We start from the raw sequence: 18641 nt of genomic DNA, 5'->3' as shown, positions 1-18641 counted from the left end.
GGTCACGATCGCCGACGCCGCCATCATCCCCAACCGGCCCGCCGTGACGGCGTCGCCGACGTGCGGGTGCTTGCACGGCATCCGTTCACCGGTGAGCGAGATGCGGGGTGCGGTGGCTTCACCGACCTGCACGATCTTGATCGCCTCACCCACCGATGCGCCGGTGGTCGCCTGGATCATCGACACCGGCGACCGGAACCCCTGCCGGCGTGCGAGGGAGTCCTTCCCGAGTTCGACGCGGGACTGCCGGGCGACCTCGGCCGCGACCGGCGCATAGGCGGCATCCACATGCCGCTTCAACTCCCCGAACGCACGATTCACCGCGAGCAACTCCCCAGGAGCGAGCCCGCCAGGCTCACCATCACCACCCGCCGCAGCGAGTGCGGCGAGGGCTTCGGTGATGCCGGCGAGTGCGTCCTTCATGCCTTCGAGATTAGAACATACCTACGACACTCGGGCGGAGTTCTCCACAGATCCCGGCATCCGCTCTGGGAATTGACGGAAGCGCTACGAGAACAAGCTCTCCGTATCGACCGGGAACGACGTGTGCGACTGGACCAGCTGCCACGCCCCGTCGGACCGGCGGAACACGAAGGTCTCGCGCCCGACCACGGTCCGCTCGCCGCCGCGGTAGCGGACGACGGCCGCCGCCCACCCGATGTCCCCGTCGGCGTAGGCCTCGATCTGCTCGGCCGACGCGGTGATGGTGCCAGGCCCGCCTGCGATCTGGTCGCGGAGCACCGCGAACGCCTCGCCGCCGCCGAACCACTCGTCCGCGGCGGATCCGATAAGTCGCAGCTGCGGGCCGTTCACGAGGTGGCGGGTGAAGAAGTCTGCGTCGCCCTCGCTGAGCGCCCGGAACATCGCCGCGATCAACTCGCGCAGCTCTGCGGATTCGTGCATGGCGACCACACTCCTCACCGGGCGGGATCGGGCGCCGCCCACAGGCAACGCCTGTCTACACGACGGCTTGGGCGCTCACAACGCCCCGACCGCCGGCAACCACCCCGAACCGCGAGCGCATCTGGGCCGTGGTGACGGACCCGCCGCCGCGGGCTTCACCCCCATGCGCGGACTCGGTGGATGGTGGCGCTCTTGGGGTAGTTGCCTCCACGCGGTCCGATCTCGAAGAGATCGATCATGAGAAACAGCGGATAGCGGGGCGCCTGCGCGATTCGTCTGAGGACGTGTCCCTCGCATCCGACGACGGTGGTGCCGGAGCCCCAGATCACTGTCCAGGTGTGTGGCGAGGACGCATCGAAGGGGAGGGTGACGTCGGTCATGTCGGTGGTGAGGTGGGGATCGTGGTGCGCCTTGATGCCGGTGCGGGCGCGCGTGGTCTTTCCGATGGCATCCGCGTCGATCTCGAAGATGCAGATCTCGCCGGACTCCGCCGGGGACCGATGTTCGGTTCCGACGAGCCAGGCCGCAACCATGCAGTTGCTGTCGCGGCTCGCGGACACGGTCACATCCACGCGCCCCTGCGAAGGCGCGAAGAGCAATCGCTGCGGAGTCTGCGTGCGGACCTCGAGATCGGCGCGGTGGCGATGCGTTCCGAACGGGGAACCGACCGGACCCGAGAAGACGCCCGTCTGCAGGTTGGAGACGCGCAGCGGTGCATCCTCGGGACGCCAGTCAGGTTGGTCGGACTCGATCCTCAGCTGGATTCCGGTGGGCACCATCGCGTACCGTGCGAGCGCCCGTTCCGGTGTCGTCCACTGCGGGAGGTAGTTCGCAACCCATCTGTCGGGGCTCAGTCCGTGAGCGAAGTCGTCGTCGATGTTCGGCTGACGATTCGGGGCGGCCGGAAGATATCCCAGGAGTTCCATGGCAGATGATTGCACGAGCGCTCAGCCGATGGAGTGTCGCAGCGAGGGAGAGGGCTGCGCGGGAGGTTCGGGCGGTCTCGTCCGAGCGCTTGTCCGCGCGACCCCGGTGGGCGCGGGCGCGAGCATGGCTCGGGCCTCGATCGCGTTCAGTTGGACGAGCCCAGCGGTGACGCGGGGAAGCGCCACCAAGAGGACGAACCCCAGCATCATTGCGGCGGCGGGATCGGCCATCAATGGGCTGACCGAGAGCGTCCAGCCGAAGCGCTCGGCGAGCCAGGCCGATCCGCTCGGCGCGTGCTCGCGCGCCACCCGTGGGCGGTGAGCCTCATGGAGTCGCGCACGACGCCGGGGCCGGCGAACCTTCGGCATCGCGAGGCGGTCACCTCGTGCTTGCGTGGCGCGGGCTTCTCGGTGCTGATGGCGACGCACGCGAACTGGCTGTTGAACAGCTACGTGTACGGGCACGCGCTGCAAGAGGCCGCGCTCCCCTTTCAGATGCTGATCAGCTCGCCGACATGACGGCCGAGGTCTATCTGCCGTAGCTGCCGCCGGATAAATACCCCGCCCTGCGCGAGTCTGCCTCGGTGCTGATGGCGTCGGGCTACGACCCCGGCGACGAGTTCGACTTCGGGTTGGAGCTCATCCTGACCGCCCTCGAGGCGCAGCGGGTTGCTCGCCCGGAGTGAGCAACCCTCGAGGCCGCGTCAGGGGGCGACCCGCGCCCGCCGATTCAGCCGCTCCGTCATCACCAGCCCCAGCGCAACCAACACCGCAAGGAACAGCGGCAGGATCCACATGCCGGTGACGGTCGAGATCGCGCCGAACAGGGGCGGGGCGAGGGTGGAGCCGGTGTAGGCGGCGGCCATCTGGATGCCGATGATCGCCTGCGAGTTGTCGCGCCCGAAGTTGACGGGGGTGGAGTGGATGATGGCGGGGTAGATCGGCGCGCAGCCGAGTCCGGCGATCACGAGGCCCGCCAGCGCGACGACGGTCGTCTCGAGCGGCAGGGCGAGCATGACGGCACCGGCGCCGACCATGGCGAACCCGCCGCGGATCATCACGCGGTCGCCAAGACGGTCGGCGAAGAAGCCGGCGAGGAACCGTCCGGCGGTGATGCCGAGCAGGAACAGCGACGCGAAGGCGGCGGCGGTGGCGGGGTCGACGCCGCGGTCTTGCACGAGGTAGGTCGCGGCCCACAGGATCGCGGTGCTCTCGAGCGCGCAGTACGCGAAGAAGGCGGTGAGGATCAGCATGACGCCGGGAATGCGCAGCGCCCGCGCCAGCGGCACATGCGCGGTGTGGGAGCCGGCCGGCGAGGCCTCGGCATCCGCAGCGCCCTCGCCAACAGACGCAGGAACGAGCGGATGCACCCTCCGCCACAGGGGGATGCTCACGAGCAGCGCGAACGTCAGCGCGATCTGGATGGCGCCGATGACGAGGTAGGCGCTGGGCCAGCCCGCGCCCGACGAGAGCGCGAAGCTCATGATGAACGGGCTGATCGAGGCGCCGAGCCCCCAGCACGCGTGCAGCCAGTTCATGTGGCGGGCGACGTAGTGGACGGCGACGTAGTTGTTGAGGGCGGCATCCACGGCACCGGCGCCGAGGCCGTAGGGTATGGCCCAGAGGCACAGCATCCAGAACGAGGTGCTCGTCGAGAAGCCGAAGAGCGCGGCGGCGGTCATGCCGACGCTGACCGCGGTGACGACGCCGACCCCGAAGCGGCGGGTGACCCGCTCGGACGCGAGGCTCGAGAGGGTCGTGCCGCCGGCGATGATCATGGTGAGGATGCCGGCGAACGCGACGGGCACGCCGATGTCTTGGTGCATGACGGGCCAGCCGGCGCCGACGAGCGAGTCGGGCAGCCCGAGGCTGATGAACGCGATGTAGATGATCGCGAGCAGGAGCGAGTACACGGTGGTGCGTGGCCTTCGAGGAGTCGGGGGCGCGGGTCGGCGCAGGTACGATCGTACACACAATGCGTACATTCGTACACACCTGGTGTAGATTGGTCGCATGACGACGGACTCCCTCGCCGGTGACCCGCGCACGAACCGTGAGCGGATGCTCGCCGGCGACCTGTACATCGCCGACGATCCCGAGAGCGAGCGGCTGCATCGCCGCGGCATCCGCCTGGCCGACGCGTACCACCGGGCCGAGGTCGACGGCGATCCTGCGGCCCGTGGCATCCTGGTCGACCTGCTCGGCACGCTGGGCGAGGGCGCGCACATCAACCCGCCGCTGTTCGTCGACTACGGCGAGAACATCCACATCGGCGCCCGCACGTTCGTCAACTCCCACCTGACCGCGTTGGATGTCGCGGCCATCACGATCGGCGCCGACTGCCAGATCGGCCCGAACGTGCAGCTGCTGACGCCCACGCATCCGATCGACCCCCAGCAGCGGCGCGACAAGCTCGAAGCGGCGGAGCCCATCACGATCGAAGACAACGTGTGGCTCGGCGGCGGCGTCATCGTGTGCCCCGGGGTGACGATCGGCGAGAACTCGGTGATCGGCGCGGGTTCGGTCGTCACGAAGGACGTGCTGGCGAATGTGGTCGCCGTCGGCAACCCGGCCCGCGTCATCCGCACGATCGGCTGATGCGATGACCGCGCAGCAGACTCCGGCGGGTTCGCGCCTCGGCCGCCGCAATGATCCCGACCGCCGCGACCGCATCATCGACGCGTGCCTCGACGTGATCGCGCGCGCCGGTGTCGCCGGCACGTCGCACCGCAAGGTCGCGGCGGAGGCGGGGGTGCCGCTGGGGGCGATGACGTACTACTTCGACGGCATCGATGAGCTGCTGCGTGAGGCGTTCACGCGGTTCGCGGTGACGGTCAGCGACCGGTTCGAGCGGCGCATGGCCGACGCGAAGGATGCCGAGGCAGCCCGCGCGGCGGTGATCGCGATCATCCTCGAAGACGTCTTCGGCGACGACCGCGAGCTCATCCTGTCGCACGAGCTCTACACCCTCGCCGCCCGTGAGGCCGCGTTCCGTTCGATCACGAGCGCCTGGATGCTGCGGTCTCGCACCGCCCTCGAACGCCACTTCGACCCTGAGACCGCTCGCCTGCTCGACGCGCTCATCGAGGGCCTGACCATTCACCGCGCGCTCGACGCCGAGGCCCGCGACCCGCACGAGGTGGAACGTGCCGTCACCCGCATCACGACGGTGTAGCGCCTACTGGTTGGCGCGGCGCGCGACGATCGCCGCGACCGGTCGGCGCGCGGGTTCCGAACGCCGATGCGTCGACACGATCGCGAACCCGACGGCCTCGAGCTGCCGCCGCACCTCGGATGCCGGCCACCGATACGCGCGGACCACCGCGTGGTTGAACGGCTCGACCGTGTCGCCGTCGAAGAACCCGAGCAGCAGCAGGCCGCCGGGCCGGAGCGCCCGCGCGAACTCCGTGAGGGGTACGGCGATCCGATGCGGCTCGTGATGGATGACCGAGAACCACGACAGGATGCCGCCGAGTTGGTGGTCTTGATAGTCGAGGTGCTCGATGTTGCTGACCGAGAACGGGAGGGATGCCGGGTGACGTGAGTTGCGCGTGCTCGATGAACGATGGGGTCAGGTCGACGCCCTGCACGTCGAGCCCTCGCTCGGTGAGGTGCGCCGTCCAGTGGCCGGGGCCGCACCCGGCGTCGACCACTGGTCCGTGGAGTTTCGCTGCCCACGCGTCGACGAGGGTGCGCTCGCCCACATCAAACGCGTATCGTCAGCTTGGAGGGCTGGCGAGTCCGCCTCGTTGGATTCCACAACCGGTACTCTCATCGTCAATGACACTTGACGGGCTGCTTGGGGGGATGTGATTGCTCTACGCCGATCACTTGCGCGAGATCGAGGCCGGGGTCGGCCCCTTCGGGTTCAAGAGCGAGCGCGGCTTCGTGCTGAATGGGACGCCGAGTATTGAGCACTATTCCAAGCTGTGGGAGATGGGGAGCGAGAACCAGGCCAAGCTCACAGGAAGAAGTCCCTCCCATCTTGACCGCGATCGCGTGCTGTACTCCGATGCATTCCGCGCGCTCGACGACAAGTTCCATACCCTCTTCTACGGGAACCATCGTCGCGCACGCAATTACACCACTCACTCGTTGCGTGCCGCGCATGTGGCCCGCGTATCGGCCCAGCGGCTCGGGCTCAACGTAGAACTTGCCGAAGCAGTCGCACTTGCATCAAAGGTTGGAAGTGTCCCATTCATCCATCGGGGCAGGACGCAGGTTGACGTCTGGGTGCGTGAGCAGATCGCCGAGATGGATCGGCACCATAAAGAAACGCAAGAATCGCAGGCTCGCGGGACTCTCTTCGCGATGGATGAGGGCACCGATGAGCTGGTCGTTCCGAGTTGGCTCGGCGGCATATCCTCGCCGAAACTCAGACACGAGGTGCAGGCGACTATCCCGTGGGCCGCTGGCGATGCCCAGGCAAAGGCGTACCACTCGGGCATCGAGAGCTATTGGACTCTGACGACCAACCCATACCTACGCGCCGCATCCAATGACGGATACCTGGCGGAGACTATGTACGGCGCCTGGCGACATTCCTTGGGTGAACGCGCGGCTCTCTCGGATATCTTCGATCACTCGATGAAACTTGACAGTGGCCAATCGGCTCGGCAGATTACGCAGTCCAACGCCACCCACGAAGCCGTCCTGGGACGCTACTGCGACGACATCACCTGGGTTCTGGAAAACCTCAACGAGGCTGCCCGAGTCGAGGCCCTTGAGGGCACGAAGTCCGTTTATGCACGCTTGGCGGCGCGGCACCGCGAGGAGTTCGCCCCAATTAGCGAGGCGATAATGTCGGAGGATTCCGGCAAGTTGTACACCTACTTCATCGACGACCTTGTGAGGACTACTGGGGAAGCAATGCGGCAGGCTGATCCTCAGGCTCGCCCAAGCGAGATTGAGCCACTGGTGGGGCTGTCGGGGAACGCGACACGCATCTTGAAGAACATGAAGCTGTTCTTGGAAACCGATGTCTTCACCCATCCGAGGCTGCTGTTCAGAAACGCGACTCTCGATGTCATCCTCACGAGCGTTCTCGACCTTCTATACCGTTCGGTCGAGAAGGATGAAGACCTTGTTCGATTGGTTCGCAATCAATCCCGAGTTCAAGGTTGGGAGTCCGCCGAGAACTTGAGGAAGGCAACCGACGCGCTTCGGGATCCGCTACACCGACTCCAGGCGACTGTCGACGTTGTCACATCGATGTCCGATTCGGACGTATTTGAGTTGATTGGCTTGGAGTGAGATGAAGACAATGAGGGGAGTGGTTGCGCAGTATTACGCAGCGGCGCGTGCCGCCGAAGACGCGGCGGACGATACCTATCAGCGCGCCAATCTCGAAGCGGGCTATTGGCTAATGATCGACCTTGACTCGAGCGCTTCTTACCGACAGCGCGCGGGAGAATCCAGAGCATTCGTTCGTGCCGAAGTTCTGATGAGGCTCATGCGGCTGGTGACTGAGGAGAGTGGAGACACGCTTCTTCTGTTCAAGGAGTTGGGTGACGGCGCACTGATCCGGGCAACATCTTTTCGCGCAGCGCTTGAACTCTTATGCCTTCTCGATGGCATCAAGGAGCTATGGGCGGTGGACGTTGGGCACGCGGCATCGCGACCCTCACTCACTTTCCACGCCGCGATCACCAAGGGGGACGCGATGGGCTTCAACGGTGACTACTTCGGCGCGCCAATTGACCGCGTCGCGCGGATCGCCAACATCACGTCGGGCGCGCCCGATCTCCTCTGCGTTATCGAGGATGCCGCGCGGGTTGGACACGACCTCAACCTGCGCGCGGAGCTTCCCTGTCTTGTGTTCGATCCGCCCTCGCTCGTGCCAACAGCGATCTTGAAGCAGGACGAACAGCCCTTTCTAGTGGCGAGCGTGCGCATCGACCGCGAGGTCTTTGGCAATTCCACGGGGTACTTCCGGTTGATCAGGGAAGCTGCACCGCGGGTAGCCGAACTCCTCTCAACTTCAGACCGCTAGTTCTCACGATTTCAAGCCGCAAGTCCCTGACACCCGACACGAATCGTTGGAGGAAGTCACTCCGGGCTCACGGCCCGGGCGGGGCCCCTCCGAAGTCGTCGAGGGCCGCGGACAGGATCTGGTCGTCGGCGGGCGAGTTCCATACGACGGATCGGATCGGTCGCCTCGTGTCCTGAGGCAGTTCGCCTAGTGGAACGGGTGCAACAATCACTGCCCCAGCTGCTCTGGACGCCTCCATCAAGTGCACGATCTGATTGAGAGCCTGGAGCGGTATTTTCCGTCCTCTTTGGGTGTATGCCTTCACGTCAACGATCACCCTCGCTCCGCGGACCGTGACGAGGGCATCTGGTCGCATCGCGTAGCCGGCACCGAGCTCATGGATTGGTTGCTCGATCTGCGTGACTCGCTGGAGGGCTTCCATCACATTAGCTTCGTACAACTGCGCATCGACTGCAGCCGATTCCGCGGGTGAGTTCGCGGTAGCAGCCGAGTACGCGCGTAGAGCTTCGAGCACTCGGCGCTCTTGGCTCGGGGTAGTCGATCCTGATTCTGACGCTGGCAGTTCGTCGCCTACCGCGTCTTTCGAGTCGAGCATCTCCGATGCGACGTCAGTTATTGCGCCGACCGCTCGTTGCTGGACCGGGTCGGTGGCGCTCTCGTACAACGCTGTAAGTGAGCTGAGGATCACATCGTACGGCAGTGGCAAGTCGTCGGATTTCGCAGGTACGGCGCGGGCCGCGACCCATTCAAAGGACGACCACCACGCGCGCCGCGCTTCAGAGATCTGCTGTAGGCGCTGGGCATGGCGTGCCACTTCGACTTGGCGCATGATTCCCCATAGCGCAAGTGATGCGGCCACCAAAGCGCATACACCGGCAAGCCCTGGGCTCTTCGCGAAGTCGGACACCCAGGCCCCGAGTCCCGACCGGTGCGGGCGGTCGATCGCGAGAATTAGTACGGCGGTTATCGTGGCCGTGGCGACGATGATCGCCGCGATCCTGACTAGCTCGCGCCACCGGCGGCCTGGGGTAGTGGTCTCTGGGGCGGATCGGGTCACAAGCTACATATTGCCCGACACGAGGGGCACGAGGTGTCGAAGGCGCTCTAAGACCGAGGAGTAGCGCCTGATCGCATCGCTCGGTCGGCCGATTCGGCTCCATGAGCGCTCGTCGCGGACGATCCGACAGGGATCGACGGTCTCGTATACGGCTTCCCGCCGCGCGCTGCATCCGCCCTGCCCTCAACACCTTAGGATTTGGTCGGACGGCTGCCCAACATCGCGAACTTGACGGGGTAGGGGGCGCAGGAGTCCACTGCCCAGGCACTGGCGCCAATGATCGCAGTGGGAGATCTCCCCGTCGCATCTAGCGGAAGGCGGCAAGTGAGCGGGGACAGCATCGACGGTGACTACCAACGAGCAGCGTTAGGGCTAGAAGCGCCGACCGGAGTCGAGCGGCCGCTGGTAATGAAGTTCGGGGGCTCACTGGTCGAACAACTCGGTGCGCAGCTCTATCCGTCGGTGACAGCGACAGTTGCTGAGTTGATCAGCAATGCCTGGGACGCCGATGCGAAGAACGTCTGGGTCAGTGTCCCCTTCGACGAGGATTGGTCCGGGCGGTCAGCGGAGATCGTTGTACTGGACGACGGGCACGGGATGACCCGAGCTGCAGCGCAGGCGACATACCTCGTTGTTGGCCGTAAGCGGAGGCTCACGGCGAACGGCGATTTGTCGGAAGGTGGCCGGCCAGTCCATGGACGAAAGGGCATCGGCAAGCTTGCGGCGTTCGGCACTGCCAGCTACCTCGAATGCACCACTATCCGCGATGGCGAAACCACCTCGTTTGGGCTCGACTACGACGAACTGCGCCGGCTTAGCCCCGATCGGGACTATTTTGTTGACCCAGTTAGCTCGCCCGCGCCACTGGTGTCTCCTGATGGAGCGAGCCTCGCGTCCGGCACGAGGGTTCGGCTCACGGGTCTGCGTGTGAAGCGCAAGATCTCCGAAGACTCATTCATGACATCGATGTCGAGACGATTCGCGCTAAGAGACATGGCGGTGTGGATAAACGGGCGGCCGCTGCAGCGGTTCGCTATTCCCCTGGAGTACCGACTCCCTGCGGACTTCAATCCAGAAGACCTTGAGATCGATGAGCAGGGATGGGCGCATGAGCAGCTCGCATCCGGCGACCATGTTTCGTGGTGGATCGGATTCACAGCGAAGCCGCTGACCGAGAGCGAGCAGCAGGGCGTCAGTGTTCTGGCCCGCGACAAGATGGCTCAGCGACCGTTCAAATTCGAACGATCACAAGGAACTACTGCTCAGCTGGGCCTGGAGTACTTGGTGGGCGAGGTCAAAGCTGACTGGATCGATAGCGGTGATGACATCGACACAGACTTCATCCAGAGCAACCGCGACCAACTGCAGCTTGAGGACGCGCGCCTCGATGACTTCCTGCGGTGGGGCCAAAAGCGGCTGGCATGGGCGCTTCGCGCGCGCCAAGAACTGCGCAGCCGGAAGGCGGAGGAGACCCTTGACAAGGATGAAAGAGTGGGGGCGGTCCTAAGCAGCGTTGAGCCTCAGGAAAGGCGCGCCCTCACCGCCGTCGCGCGTAGGCTCGCGAAGCTACCTGAGGTGGATGGGGAGCAACTAGCGGACGTGATGCGTGCCGTGGTTGCGACTCGGGAGGACGCTCGCCTGCGGGAGATCTCCCGAGAGATATCCGAGGTTGATTCCTCGCTGGACGCTGATTTCTGGCGCCTCGTAGACCGAACAATGCGAGTCGACGCGGCGCGGGTAGTATCCATCCTGGGCGCTCGGATCTCAGCCCTGCGGAATCTCTCCAAGAATGTCACAAGCGATCCGGGTGTGCTGTCCCTTCTCGCCGAACGAGTCAGAGTTGACCCGTGGCTACTGGATCCTCGCTGGAGCGCATTTCGCTCCTCGGCCGGCGCCGCCACGACGCTCGCACACATGGAGGGCCTACTGCTGCTCCACGAGCCTACGACGACCGTTGCGGAGGATTGGGTTGTGATTTGGCCTATCACGACCCGCGCCGCTACCCACGAGGATGTGTCGCAATTCGCCACCGCGGTGGATGGTGCGTTCCGGAGAGTAGGTGAGGCAACCCTCCGTGCAATGCTCGTGGCACCCAGCTTCGCGCCGGGGACGACTGCCGGTCCGCGACTCGCGATTGGCGGACTGAGGTGTGTGACATGGCGAGATGCACTGATGACTTCTCTGGCGCGCCATGAAGACTGGTTGGCCTTCACCACACAGCGGCTGGCGGGGGAGGGCGGCCGGTGAACGGATCGGCGATCGACCTCTTTGCCGGCGCGGGGGGAGCGACTCAAGGTATTCGGGATGCCGGATTGCGCGTAATCGGTGCCGTCGAGTTTGATTCGACTGCGGCAAAGACATACCGTCTCAACCACCCAGAGACCACGCTTTGGGAGACTGACATCCGTCAACTGCCTGCTGCTGAGATGATGCGTGTCTTAAAACTCAACCCCAGGCAACTAACGCTGTTGAAGGCGTGTCCCCCATGCCAAGGGTTCTCCACCCTCGCCGAAGGGCGAGTTTCATCTGATGACCCGAGGAACGAGCTCGTGCGCGAGACGGTTCGTTTCGTGCGCGCTCTCCGTCCACTCCACGTGATGATTGAGAACGTTCCCGGGTTGGGCAGGGACTCGAGGTCCCGCGAACTCAAGTTGACGCTTCATGGTTTGGGATACGCAGTTCGAGACTACGTTGTTGATGCCCGAGATTTCGGCGTTCCTCAACGACGGCGCCGATACATCCTTCTCGCAACTCGAGGCAGTCGACACCCTCTGCCTGAGACACTCGGGGATCCTGACTCGCCGCGCGCGACCGTCAGGAGCGCATTCGAGGAAATGGCGGATGAGGGTGTCGGAGATGATCCACTCATGGCCGTGCCCCGGGTATCGCAGATTGTTCAGGATCGGATCGAAGCGGTACCGGTGGGGGGTACTCGCTTCGACTTGCCGAGAGAATTGCAACTTGAGTGCCACCGGAGGCTCAAGTCCGCGCGCGACGCAGGGGGCGCGTATGGCCGACTCCGGTGGGATGAAGCCGCTCCCACTATGACGACGAGGTGCACAACGCCGTCCTGCGGACCATTCGTCCATCCGGACTTGAATCGCCCGATCACGTTGCGCGAAGCGGCGACTATCCAGACATTCCCACCGACGTACCAGTTCGCCGGCACGCGCGGGCTCATCGAGCGCCAGATCGGAAATGCTGTCCCAGTTCGTATGGCGACGCAAATCGTGACAACTCTAATCGCGACGTCACGAGACGAGGTTCAGGTATGACGATCCTCATCCCTGCGACGGTCGGGCTAACCGATGTCGAACTCGTGATCCCGCATACCGCTACCTTCACTGGATCGTCTGCGATTGAGTTCGAAGACGGCGTTGCGATCGACGTTCACCCCATGGTCTTATGCGCCGTAGCCGCGCAGGCCGCACGACTGTCCAGATCAGGCGAACGGCTGGCCTTGGTCGAGGGGGCGTCATTGCCGAGTCGGTTGCGTGAAATGGGGCTTGCCGAGCACCTGGGTGTCAACGACCACAATCGGCAATTCATGCCTGACCCGACCGGTCGGTTTATTCCAGTCCAGCGCGTTGAGAGCAACGTGGAAGCCAACCGGCTCGTAACGGACTTCGTGCCCCTACTTCACGCTGAGCCGAAGACTGCGAGCGCGGTCACCTACGTACTCTGGGAGTTGCTTCGCAATGTGTTGGAGCACGCAGGCCAGGCTGGAGGCGCATACGTCGCGGCGGACCTTGTAGATGGGCGCGTGCGGCTCGGTGTCGCTGACGCTGGTGTCGGTGTGCCGCAAACAATTAGGCGCTTCCATGCTGCCCCGACCGACCGTGAAGCCATTGCGCTGGCGTTCCAACCTGGCATCAGCGGAACTACCAAGCAGTTCGGTGGGAACGAAACTAATGGCGGCGCAGGGCTGTTCTTTATGCGATCTATGTGCGCGGTCGCCGGTCAGTCGCTGGTGATGGCGTCTGACGGCAGCCTGATGCGGATTGAGGAGAGAGAGGAAATACCGGACAACCTTGCCGAGGCACTTGAGACAGCGACGACGACGTGGCTTGATCTCTCGGCTCCCCTTCAAGGAACTGTGGTTGGGGTAAACCTCGTGCTGAACCTGAGCGGTGAGTACGAAGAGCTGTTCAAGCAGATACGCGGGATCTACCATGCGCGGGTGTCGGCGCGGAAGAAGCAAGCACGGAAGGCTCGCTTCACGTGAAGATCTATGCGTCAACCGGTCCTTTCGCAGGTGATAAGGATGCAGCGGCGTACATCCGGACGACCTACGTTCGGCGGGGCGTCGAGCGCGGTGAGAAGGTCATCCTCGATTTCGCCAATGTGCGACTCGCCACGCAGTCCTTCATCCACGCGTTGATCGCGGATGTAGTCAGAGGCGACGCGAGTTGCCTGGACCAAATTGAGTTCAAGAACTGCAACGTGGAGATTCAAACAGTGATCGAGATCGTTGTTGCCTACGCGCAAGAGTGGGTCGAGTAGCGTCCGCCGCAGCGTGACTGGTGCGTGAACGCTCAGCACGCGACGGCTCGAGATCATCGCGTGTCCGGGAGTACATGACGAAGCACCCTACCGCGAAGGCAACCCCCGCCGCCCCAGCGCATCGCGGGCGTTCTCGCGACCGTGCAGCCCGGCGATGTCCCGCACGCGCGCGACGACCTGGCGGGTCCAGTTTCCGGCTCGTCCCTGCGACGCGTTGTACGCGGCGAGTTCGGCCTCGTACGCCTCGACGTTGTCGCGCGAGATGGGCTGGTACTGCTCGCGGGAGCGGACGGCGCGTTGCGGCAGGCGGGGCTTGATGCCGGCGGTATCGGCTGGATCGGGCCAGCCGATCGCGACACCGAAGGCGACGGCTGAACCCTGAGGGAGGCCGATCTCGGCGGCGGCGACCTCGGGGTGGTTGCGCAGCGAGCCGAGGTAGACGGTGCCGAGTCCGAGTGACTCGGCGGCGACGACGGCGCTCTGCGCGGCGATGCCGGCATCCACGAATCCGACGAGTGTGCTCTCGAGGTAGGCCGCGGCATCCGCGGGTTCGTCGTGCCAGCGGGCGATCTCGGTGGCACGCGCCCAGTCGGCGACGAACAGCAGCACCACCGGCGCCTCACTGACGAACGCGCTGGCGCCCGCCTCGGTCACCAGGCGGCGCAGGCGGTCTCGGTCGCGCACCTCGACGACGCTCCACGACTGGTTGTTCGACGAGCTCGCGGCCGACTGCGCGGCGGCGACGATCGCGGTGATGACCTCATCCGAAACCTCCTCGCCCGTGAACGCGCGCACCGAACGATGCCGCAGCAGCAAACCGAGCGTGTCGGAGGCGACGATGTCGGGATCGGTCAACACGGGAGCCCCGGCACCATAGCGCTGGCGGAGGAGGGCGTTGACGTCGAGAGTGCTCACCCCTCCAGGCTAAAGACGCGCACGCACCCGCGGCCCGTCGCCGTCACATCGCGTAGCGCGGCGTAAGGTCGCACCATGCCGAACGTCACCTCGACCGTGATCGTGCCGGTCGACCCGACCACCGCGTTCGCGGTCGCGCAGACGACCGGCGACGTGCGGCTGCGGTGGGATCCGTTCATCCGCCGCCAATACTTCCTCGGCGGCGCGACCGACCCCGCCGTCGGTGTGCAGACCTACACCCGCCACCGCTGGGGGCTCGGCATGGTCAGCGAATACGTCTCCTACGCGCCGCCCACGAACGTCGGCATGAAGATGGTGCGCGGCCCGTGGTTCTTCTCGCAGCTCGCCGGCGGCTGGCGGTTCGCCCCTACCGACGGCGGCACGAAAGCGACCTGGAAGTACAGCTTCCATTGCCGTCCCACCTGGCTCGCACCCCTCGCTGAAGCGATCGGACGCCGCGTGCTGCAACGCGACATCGACCGGCGCATCGCCGGATTCGCGCGCGGATGCCGCGACGAGGTCGTGCTGGCATCCGTGCGGGATGCCGGTGGCGAAGCGACCTGAGACGTGTCTCCCTCCCCGGGTGGGGTCTTCGATAGCCTCGGATGGTGGGAAAGAACCTTGGCCTCATCCTCGGCGGCTGTGCGCTGATCGGAGTCTTCCTCGCGTGGATGCTCTTCAAGGGCACCAGCGCGATCCAGGCGTGGCTTGCGCCGAACCCGTTGCTTGGGCCGGTCGCACTCGGAATTGCCTGGCTTTGCCTGCTCGGTGGTGCTGCGTTGATCGCACGTGTCATTGTGCGACGCCGGCCCGAGCCGACGGACGAGACCGACTAGCACCCACCCCCGAACCCGACCTCACACGTCGACGCGCTTGCTTTCGCTCGCCGCTGCGCCGAACGCGCCGAGGTAGTGGGCGATCATCCAGCGCACCTTCTCCTTGCCTTCGAACTTCGTGCGGAACATGCCGCTCTTCGTGGTCGTGGTGACCGTCCAGGTGCCCTTGTCGTCGCCGAGTTCGATGAGCACGACGCCGCCATCGGGCACGGGTCCGTCGGTGTCGACGAACGAGACCTTGCCGTGCACCCAGTTCGGCCCCGCTTCGAGGATCTCGGTGCGGGTCTCGCGCGCCGCCTGCACCGACATGCACACGCCGCCGGTCGGCACCCGGCCGATGCAGTCGTCGGTCTGCGGCACCCGCGCCCACCCCTCGACGCTCACGAGGTTCGGCTTGCCCCACAGCACCTTGGCCCAGCGGCGCTCGTCCTTCACCTCATACGGCCATTCCGCCGTACCGAGCAGCGCCTCGTCGAGCACCATGATCGGCCGGGGCGCACCCGGCTCGACCGTCAACCACTGGTGGTCGATGAACGTGCGGTGCAGCGGATGCGTCTGCCGCACCCGCGCCGTGACCGTCGTGGTCTCGCCGTACGGGTTCGACAGCAGCACCGATGTCCCCACCCGGCTCGACGGCGACGCGCTCGCCGAGATGAACCGCGTGTAGTTGCTGCGCGCCTCCTGGTTGTAGATGTTCGTGTCTTCGATCGCCGGGTTGCCCGGGTCTTCGTATGGCGCGATGCGCACGATGACGCAGTAGTGCATCGACTCATCGGCCGACGGGTTCCACCCGACGCTGAACTCCTCGGTCGCACCGGCCGCGACGTTCCTCGTCACGCTGCCCAGCGGCACCCACGGCCCGTCGCCGGCGGAGTATTCGGTGACGAAGAACTCCGCCCGCGCCCCCGTCGCCGGAAAATCGCCCGAGTTCGTGATCTTCGCCACGATCGTGTTCGGCCTGCCCGCCCACGGCACGTTGAACAGCGACGGGTCGGCCGCGTTCTTGTCGTTGCGCACCTCGATGTCGGGACTCTGCCAGCGTGGACCGTTGTCCCACGGGCGGATGCCGAGGTCGGGCCGCCCGTTCGAGCCGTACCGAACCCGCACGACGGCGTTGTCTTCATCGGTTGAGACCACCGACACCTCGAGTTCGAACCCGGTGCCCGGGTCGGTCGCGGTGAAGTCGCTGCCGACACCGAGGATGCGGCCGTCGCCGTCGAGGTCGTTCGGCACGAACAGGATGCTCGGCCGCTGCACGGGCGGCGAGAAGCTGTCGCTCGTGACATCCGTCAGCACGACCCGTCGGTCGGTGGGCACGTCGTCGGAGATGAACCCGGCCTGCTCGGAGCGGTACTCCAGGTACGTGTTCCACCCGTCGCCGAGCCGGATCTCGACACCTCGCACCCGCCCGGCCGGCGGGCTGCCGAGTTCGGCCGCGTGCAGCGTCACCGTCTCGTCGACCCCGCCCGCGCCGGAGAAGTTGAACAGCCGCAACTGGCTCGCCGGCACCCACCCCATGCGCATCTTGTTAGAGATCGAGTAGTGCGGCAGCGTGTTGCGCGAGCCCGCCATCATCTCCCAGTCAGACGTGATGCGCCCCGAGACCTCGGCGCTGTAGTCGGGGGTGTCGTACACATCGAGCAGACCCAGGTTGTGTCCGAGTTCGTGGCTGAGGGTCGTGTGCGCGTGCCGGCCGTCGTGCGTGAAGAAGTCGAGCGGCACCTGCACGCACGCGATGAGACCCTGGTCGGTCATCACGTTGGTGCCGAGCAGCATGCTCTGCTTGCCGATTGCGCCGTACGGCCACGCGAACCGGTCGCCGGCGGTCGGATTCGCGTCGGGCGAGAACGGGATGAAGACCACCGAGTCCACGGCCTGCAGGTCGGCGGTGGTGACGACGCCGTCATTGATCGCCTGCGTGAGGAACGCCTGCCAGGACGAGTCCTTCGGCGCCCAGCGCGTATCGGTGACGTTGCCCATGGCATCCGTCTTCTGAGCAAAGTAGCTGCCCCACCCGTTCGGCATCTGGACGGGGCCGAACGTCGTGTTGTTGTAGGGCACGAGGGTCAACTGGTTCGACGAGGTCTCGTCGTAGTAGAGCTTCGCCGACCGGTCGGTGCCGCTCACGTTGAACCCGTCGATCGCGTGGTCGAGCGCGTCGGTGCGGCTCTGCGCGAGGGTTGCGGCAGGCCAGCGGGCGGTGCTCGTGTCGACGAGCATCACCAGCACGTTCCAGTCTCCGGTGCGCGTGAGGTCGCCAAGGTTCTGCGGCGTCGACGGGCCGCCGCCCCAACCCGAGTCGCCCGAGAAGTCGCCCGAAACCCCGGTGATCATGCGCGACGGTCCGGTGTCTGCGTCATCCCAGTCGTTCGTGACGGTGAACTCCGCCGTGGCCAGGTCGGTACCGGTGGCCGTCTCGACCATGACGACCTTGTACGTGCCGAGCCGTCCGCCGGCAACGAGGATCGGGGTCGGTTCGCCCGAACCGTTCTCACGCGTGTGCGAGACGATGCCGGCATCCGGTCCGTCGGGCACGGTGAAGGTCACGTCGGCGGCGGTCAGGCCGGTCGTGCCGAAGTCGTACTCGAGCCGCACCCACGACGCGACGAACAGTGGATGCGAAGGCTCGACGATCGACGGCGGAACGCTGACGGTCAGGTCGGCGAGGGTGTCGACGATCGCGAGCACTTGGTCGGTGAGCACGACGATGCGGCCGTCTGCGAGCCCCTGCACCTCGATGACAGTGCCCGGCAGCGCGGCGGCATCCCCCGTGGTCGTTGTGGCGGTCGCAGGCTCCCACGCGACGACCGTGTTGGTCGCCGGCGACGCGCCGAACGCAACCGTGCCGTCGACCGAGGACCCCGCCCGCCCGAGCGCTGCGACGGGAGCGGATGCCGGGCCGAGCCAAAAGCCGCCGAGTCGCCGCAGTCGCGATTTCGCTGTGACCGGGTCGTTCGTCGCGGCCACGACTGCCGAGGTCAGCAGCGCGACACCCGTGGTGCCGGCCGGCAGCGCGTACGGTGTGACGGCGCCGCTCGTGACCGCGATTCGTTCGCCGGCACCGCCCACCGCGCCGAGGATCGTCTTGCCCGACGGGCTGACGACCAGCTGCGTCGGCGCCGCCGAGAACGTCGCGACGTGCACGGCCGGGTTCACCGGATCATCCGGATCGATCGTCCACGTCGACCCGTCGTCGAGCGCGACGGCGAGCGCCGTCTTCGCTCCGGCGATGTCGACGGGCGTACCCGCGAGCTGCTGATACTTCTCGGCGTTTCCGGACAGGTCGGTCGTCAGCACGACCCCGTCATCCCTGACGAGCCAGATCAGCGACCGCACATCGTCGACGTGCATGCCGACGATGCCGGATTCGGTGAGCAACGTGGTGATCATGGTGTCTCCCCCAGACAGCCGCGCAGCCGTGCGCGATCACAGGAGAGGAGGGCTTCGGGTCGCGGCGAAATACATCGATCCGCGAGCGCCGGGTCGTGTACCGTGCTCAACGGAAGGAT

At 65.7% G+C, this 18641-nt stretch carries 17 protein-coding genes and 2 pseudogenes; 11 read left to right on the top strand and 8 right to left on the bottom strand.

What is annotated here, in order from left to right; genetic code table 11:
- From AC3ENX_RS08995 to AC3ENX_RS08985, 3 genes and pseudogenes are all read right to left on the bottom strand, one after another.
- Positions 1–423 (bottom strand): annotated as a pseudogene (locus AC3ENX_RS08995) (HNH endonuclease); the annotation flags it as partial.
- Between the two features lie 84 nt (positions 424–507).
- A complete protein-coding gene (locus tag AC3ENX_RS08990; RefSeq protein WP_434811529.1) occupies positions 508–903 on the bottom strand; it encodes a nuclear transport factor 2 family protein in 396 nt (131 codons plus the stop codon).
- Between the two features lie 155 nt (positions 904–1058).
- On the bottom strand, positions 1059–1829 hold the full coding sequence (locus AC3ENX_RS08985) for a hypothetical protein (RefSeq protein WP_434811528.1): 771 nt from the start codon (positions 1827–1829) through the stop codon (positions 1059–1061).
- 294 nt (positions 1830–2123) lie between these two features.
- Between AC3ENX_RS08985 and AC3ENX_RS08980 the strand changes: the two genes are divergently transcribed.
- Positions 2124–2348 carry a TetR/AcrR family transcriptional regulator C-terminal domain-containing protein gene (locus AC3ENX_RS08980; RefSeq protein ID WP_434811527.1) on the top strand — a complete coding sequence of 75 codons (225 nt, stop codon included), beginning with the start codon at positions 2124–2126 and terminating at the stop codon, positions 2346–2348.
- A gap of 185 nt (positions 2349–2533) precedes the next feature.
- Here AC3ENX_RS08980 and AC3ENX_RS08975 read toward each other — a convergent pair whose 3' ends face one another.
- A complete protein-coding gene (locus AC3ENX_RS08975) occupies positions 2534–3742 on the bottom strand; it encodes an MFS transporter (RefSeq protein WP_434811526.1) in 1209 nt (402 codons plus the stop codon).
- Between the two features lie 100 nt (positions 3743–3842).
- Here AC3ENX_RS08975 and AC3ENX_RS08970 point away from each other — a divergent pair, with 100 nt between their 5' ends.
- Entirely contained in the window at positions 3843–4427 is a 585-nt protein-coding gene (locus tag AC3ENX_RS08970) for a sugar O-acetyltransferase (protein ID WP_434811525.1), read from the top strand.
- Positions 4428–4431: 4 nt separating this feature from the next.
- On the top strand, positions 4432–5004 hold the full coding sequence (locus AC3ENX_RS08965) for a TetR/AcrR family transcriptional regulator (protein WP_434811524.1): 573 nt from the start codon (positions 4432–4434) through the stop codon (positions 5002–5004).
- 3 nt (positions 5005–5007) lie between these two features.
- On the opposite strand, the pseudogene AC3ENX_RS08960 reads toward AC3ENX_RS08965, so the two are convergent.
- A pseudogene (locus AC3ENX_RS08960) lies at positions 5008–5482 on the bottom strand (class I SAM-dependent methyltransferase).
- 160 nt (positions 5483–5642) lie between these two features.
- On the opposite strand from AC3ENX_RS08960, the gene AC3ENX_RS08955 reads away from it, so the two are divergent.
- Both AC3ENX_RS08955 and AC3ENX_RS08950 read left to right on the top strand, forming a co-directional pair.
- Complete coding sequence (locus AC3ENX_RS08955; protein ID WP_488184909.1) at positions 5643–7082, top strand: hypothetical protein; 1440 nt, start codon at positions 5643–5645, stop codon at positions 7080–7082.
- Positions 7083–7101: 19 nt separating this feature from the next.
- On the top strand, positions 7102–7821 hold the full coding sequence (locus AC3ENX_RS08950) for a hypothetical protein (RefSeq protein WP_434811522.1): 720 nt from the start codon (positions 7102–7104) through the stop codon (positions 7819–7821).
- Positions 7822–7888: 67 nt separating this feature from the next.
- Here the strand turns inward: AC3ENX_RS08950 and AC3ENX_RS08945 are convergent, their stop codons facing one another.
- Positions 7889–8728, bottom strand: coding sequence for a hypothetical protein (locus AC3ENX_RS08945; protein ID WP_434811521.1), 840 nt, complete (start codon positions 8726–8728; stop codon positions 7889–7891).
- 474 nt (positions 8729–9202) lie between these two features.
- Between AC3ENX_RS08945 and AC3ENX_RS08940 the strand changes: the two genes are divergently transcribed.
- The 4 genes from AC3ENX_RS08940 to AC3ENX_RS08925 are packed head-to-tail and all read left to right on the top strand — an operon-like array spanning position 9203 to position 13381.
- Positions 9203–11125: an ATP-binding protein gene (locus AC3ENX_RS08940; RefSeq protein WP_434811520.1), complete on the top strand. Its 1923-nt coding sequence runs from the start codon at positions 9203–9205 to the stop codon at positions 11123–11125.
- Entirely contained in the window at positions 11122–12153 is a 1032-nt protein-coding gene (locus AC3ENX_RS08935) for a DNA cytosine methyltransferase (RefSeq protein ID WP_434811519.1), read from the top strand. The genes AC3ENX_RS08940 and AC3ENX_RS08935 overlap by 4 nt, the downstream gene beginning before the upstream one ends.
- Positions 12150–13103 carry an ATP-binding protein gene (locus tag AC3ENX_RS08930; protein WP_434811518.1) on the top strand — a complete coding sequence of 318 codons (954 nt, stop codon included), beginning with the start codon at positions 12150–12152 and terminating at the stop codon, positions 13101–13103. The genes AC3ENX_RS08935 and AC3ENX_RS08930 overlap by 4 nt, the downstream gene beginning before the upstream one ends.
- A complete protein-coding gene (locus tag AC3ENX_RS08925; RefSeq protein WP_434811517.1) occupies positions 13100–13381 on the top strand; it encodes an STAS-like domain-containing protein in 282 nt (93 codons plus the stop codon). Before AC3ENX_RS08930 ends, AC3ENX_RS08925 begins: the two co-directional genes overlap by 4 nt.
- An 87-nt stretch (positions 13382–13468) precedes the next feature.
- On the opposite strand, the gene AC3ENX_RS08920 is transcribed toward AC3ENX_RS08925, so the two are convergent.
- Complete coding sequence (locus AC3ENX_RS08920; RefSeq protein WP_434811516.1) at positions 13469–14296, bottom strand: nitroreductase family protein; 828 nt, start codon at positions 14294–14296, stop codon at positions 13469–13471.
- Between the two features lie 75 nt (positions 14297–14371).
- On the opposite strand from AC3ENX_RS08920, the gene AC3ENX_RS08915 reads away from it, so the two are divergent.
- Both AC3ENX_RS08915 and AC3ENX_RS08910 read left to right on the top strand, forming a co-directional pair.
- Positions 14372–14860, top strand: coding sequence for an SRPBCC family protein (locus AC3ENX_RS08915; RefSeq protein ID WP_434811515.1), 489 nt, complete (start codon positions 14372–14374; stop codon positions 14858–14860).
- 44 nt (positions 14861–14904) lie between these two features.
- Positions 14905–15132, top strand: coding sequence for a hypothetical protein (locus tag AC3ENX_RS08910; protein ID WP_434811514.1), 228 nt, complete (start codon positions 14905–14907; stop codon positions 15130–15132).
- 21 nt (positions 15133–15153) lie between these two features.
- On the opposite strand, the gene AC3ENX_RS08905 is transcribed toward AC3ENX_RS08910, so the two are convergent.
- Positions 15154–18522, bottom strand: coding sequence for a hypothetical protein (locus AC3ENX_RS08905; protein ID WP_434811513.1), 3369 nt, complete (start codon positions 18520–18522; stop codon positions 15154–15156).
- Positions 18523–18641: the final 119 nt, after the last annotated feature.

The sequence above is a fragment of the Microbacterium sp. bgisy189 genome (genome assembly GCF_057707225.1).
Note: the sequence above shows the minus strand (reverse complement) of the source record. Positions and strands in the feature narration are given on the sequence as shown.

Coding starts and splice junctions, on each gene's coding strand:
- AC3ENX_RS08905 (WP_434811513.1), bottom strand. CDS start 18,522: ATGATCACCACGTTGCTCACCGAATCCGGCATCGTCGGCATGCACGTC.
- AC3ENX_RS08990 (WP_434811529.1), bottom strand. CDS start 903: ATGCACGAATCCGCAGAGCTGCGCGAGTTGATCGCGGCGATGTTCCGG.
- AC3ENX_RS08970 (WP_434811525.1), top strand. CDS start 3,843: ATGACGACGGACTCCCTCGCCGGTGACCCGCGCACGAACCGTGAGCGG.
- AC3ENX_RS08965 (WP_434811524.1), top strand. CDS start 4,432: ATGACCGCGCAGCAGACTCCGGCGGGTTCGCGCCTCGGCCGCCGCAAT.
- AC3ENX_RS08985 (WP_434811528.1), bottom strand. CDS start 1,829: ATGGAACTCCTGGGATATCTTCCGGCCGCCCCGAATCGTCAGCCGAAC.
- AC3ENX_RS08915 (WP_434811515.1), top strand. CDS start 14,372: ATGCCGAACGTCACCTCGACCGTGATCGTGCCGGTCGACCCGACCACC.
- AC3ENX_RS08930 (WP_434811518.1), top strand. CDS start 12,150: ATGACGATCCTCATCCCTGCGACGGTCGGGCTAACCGATGTCGAACTC.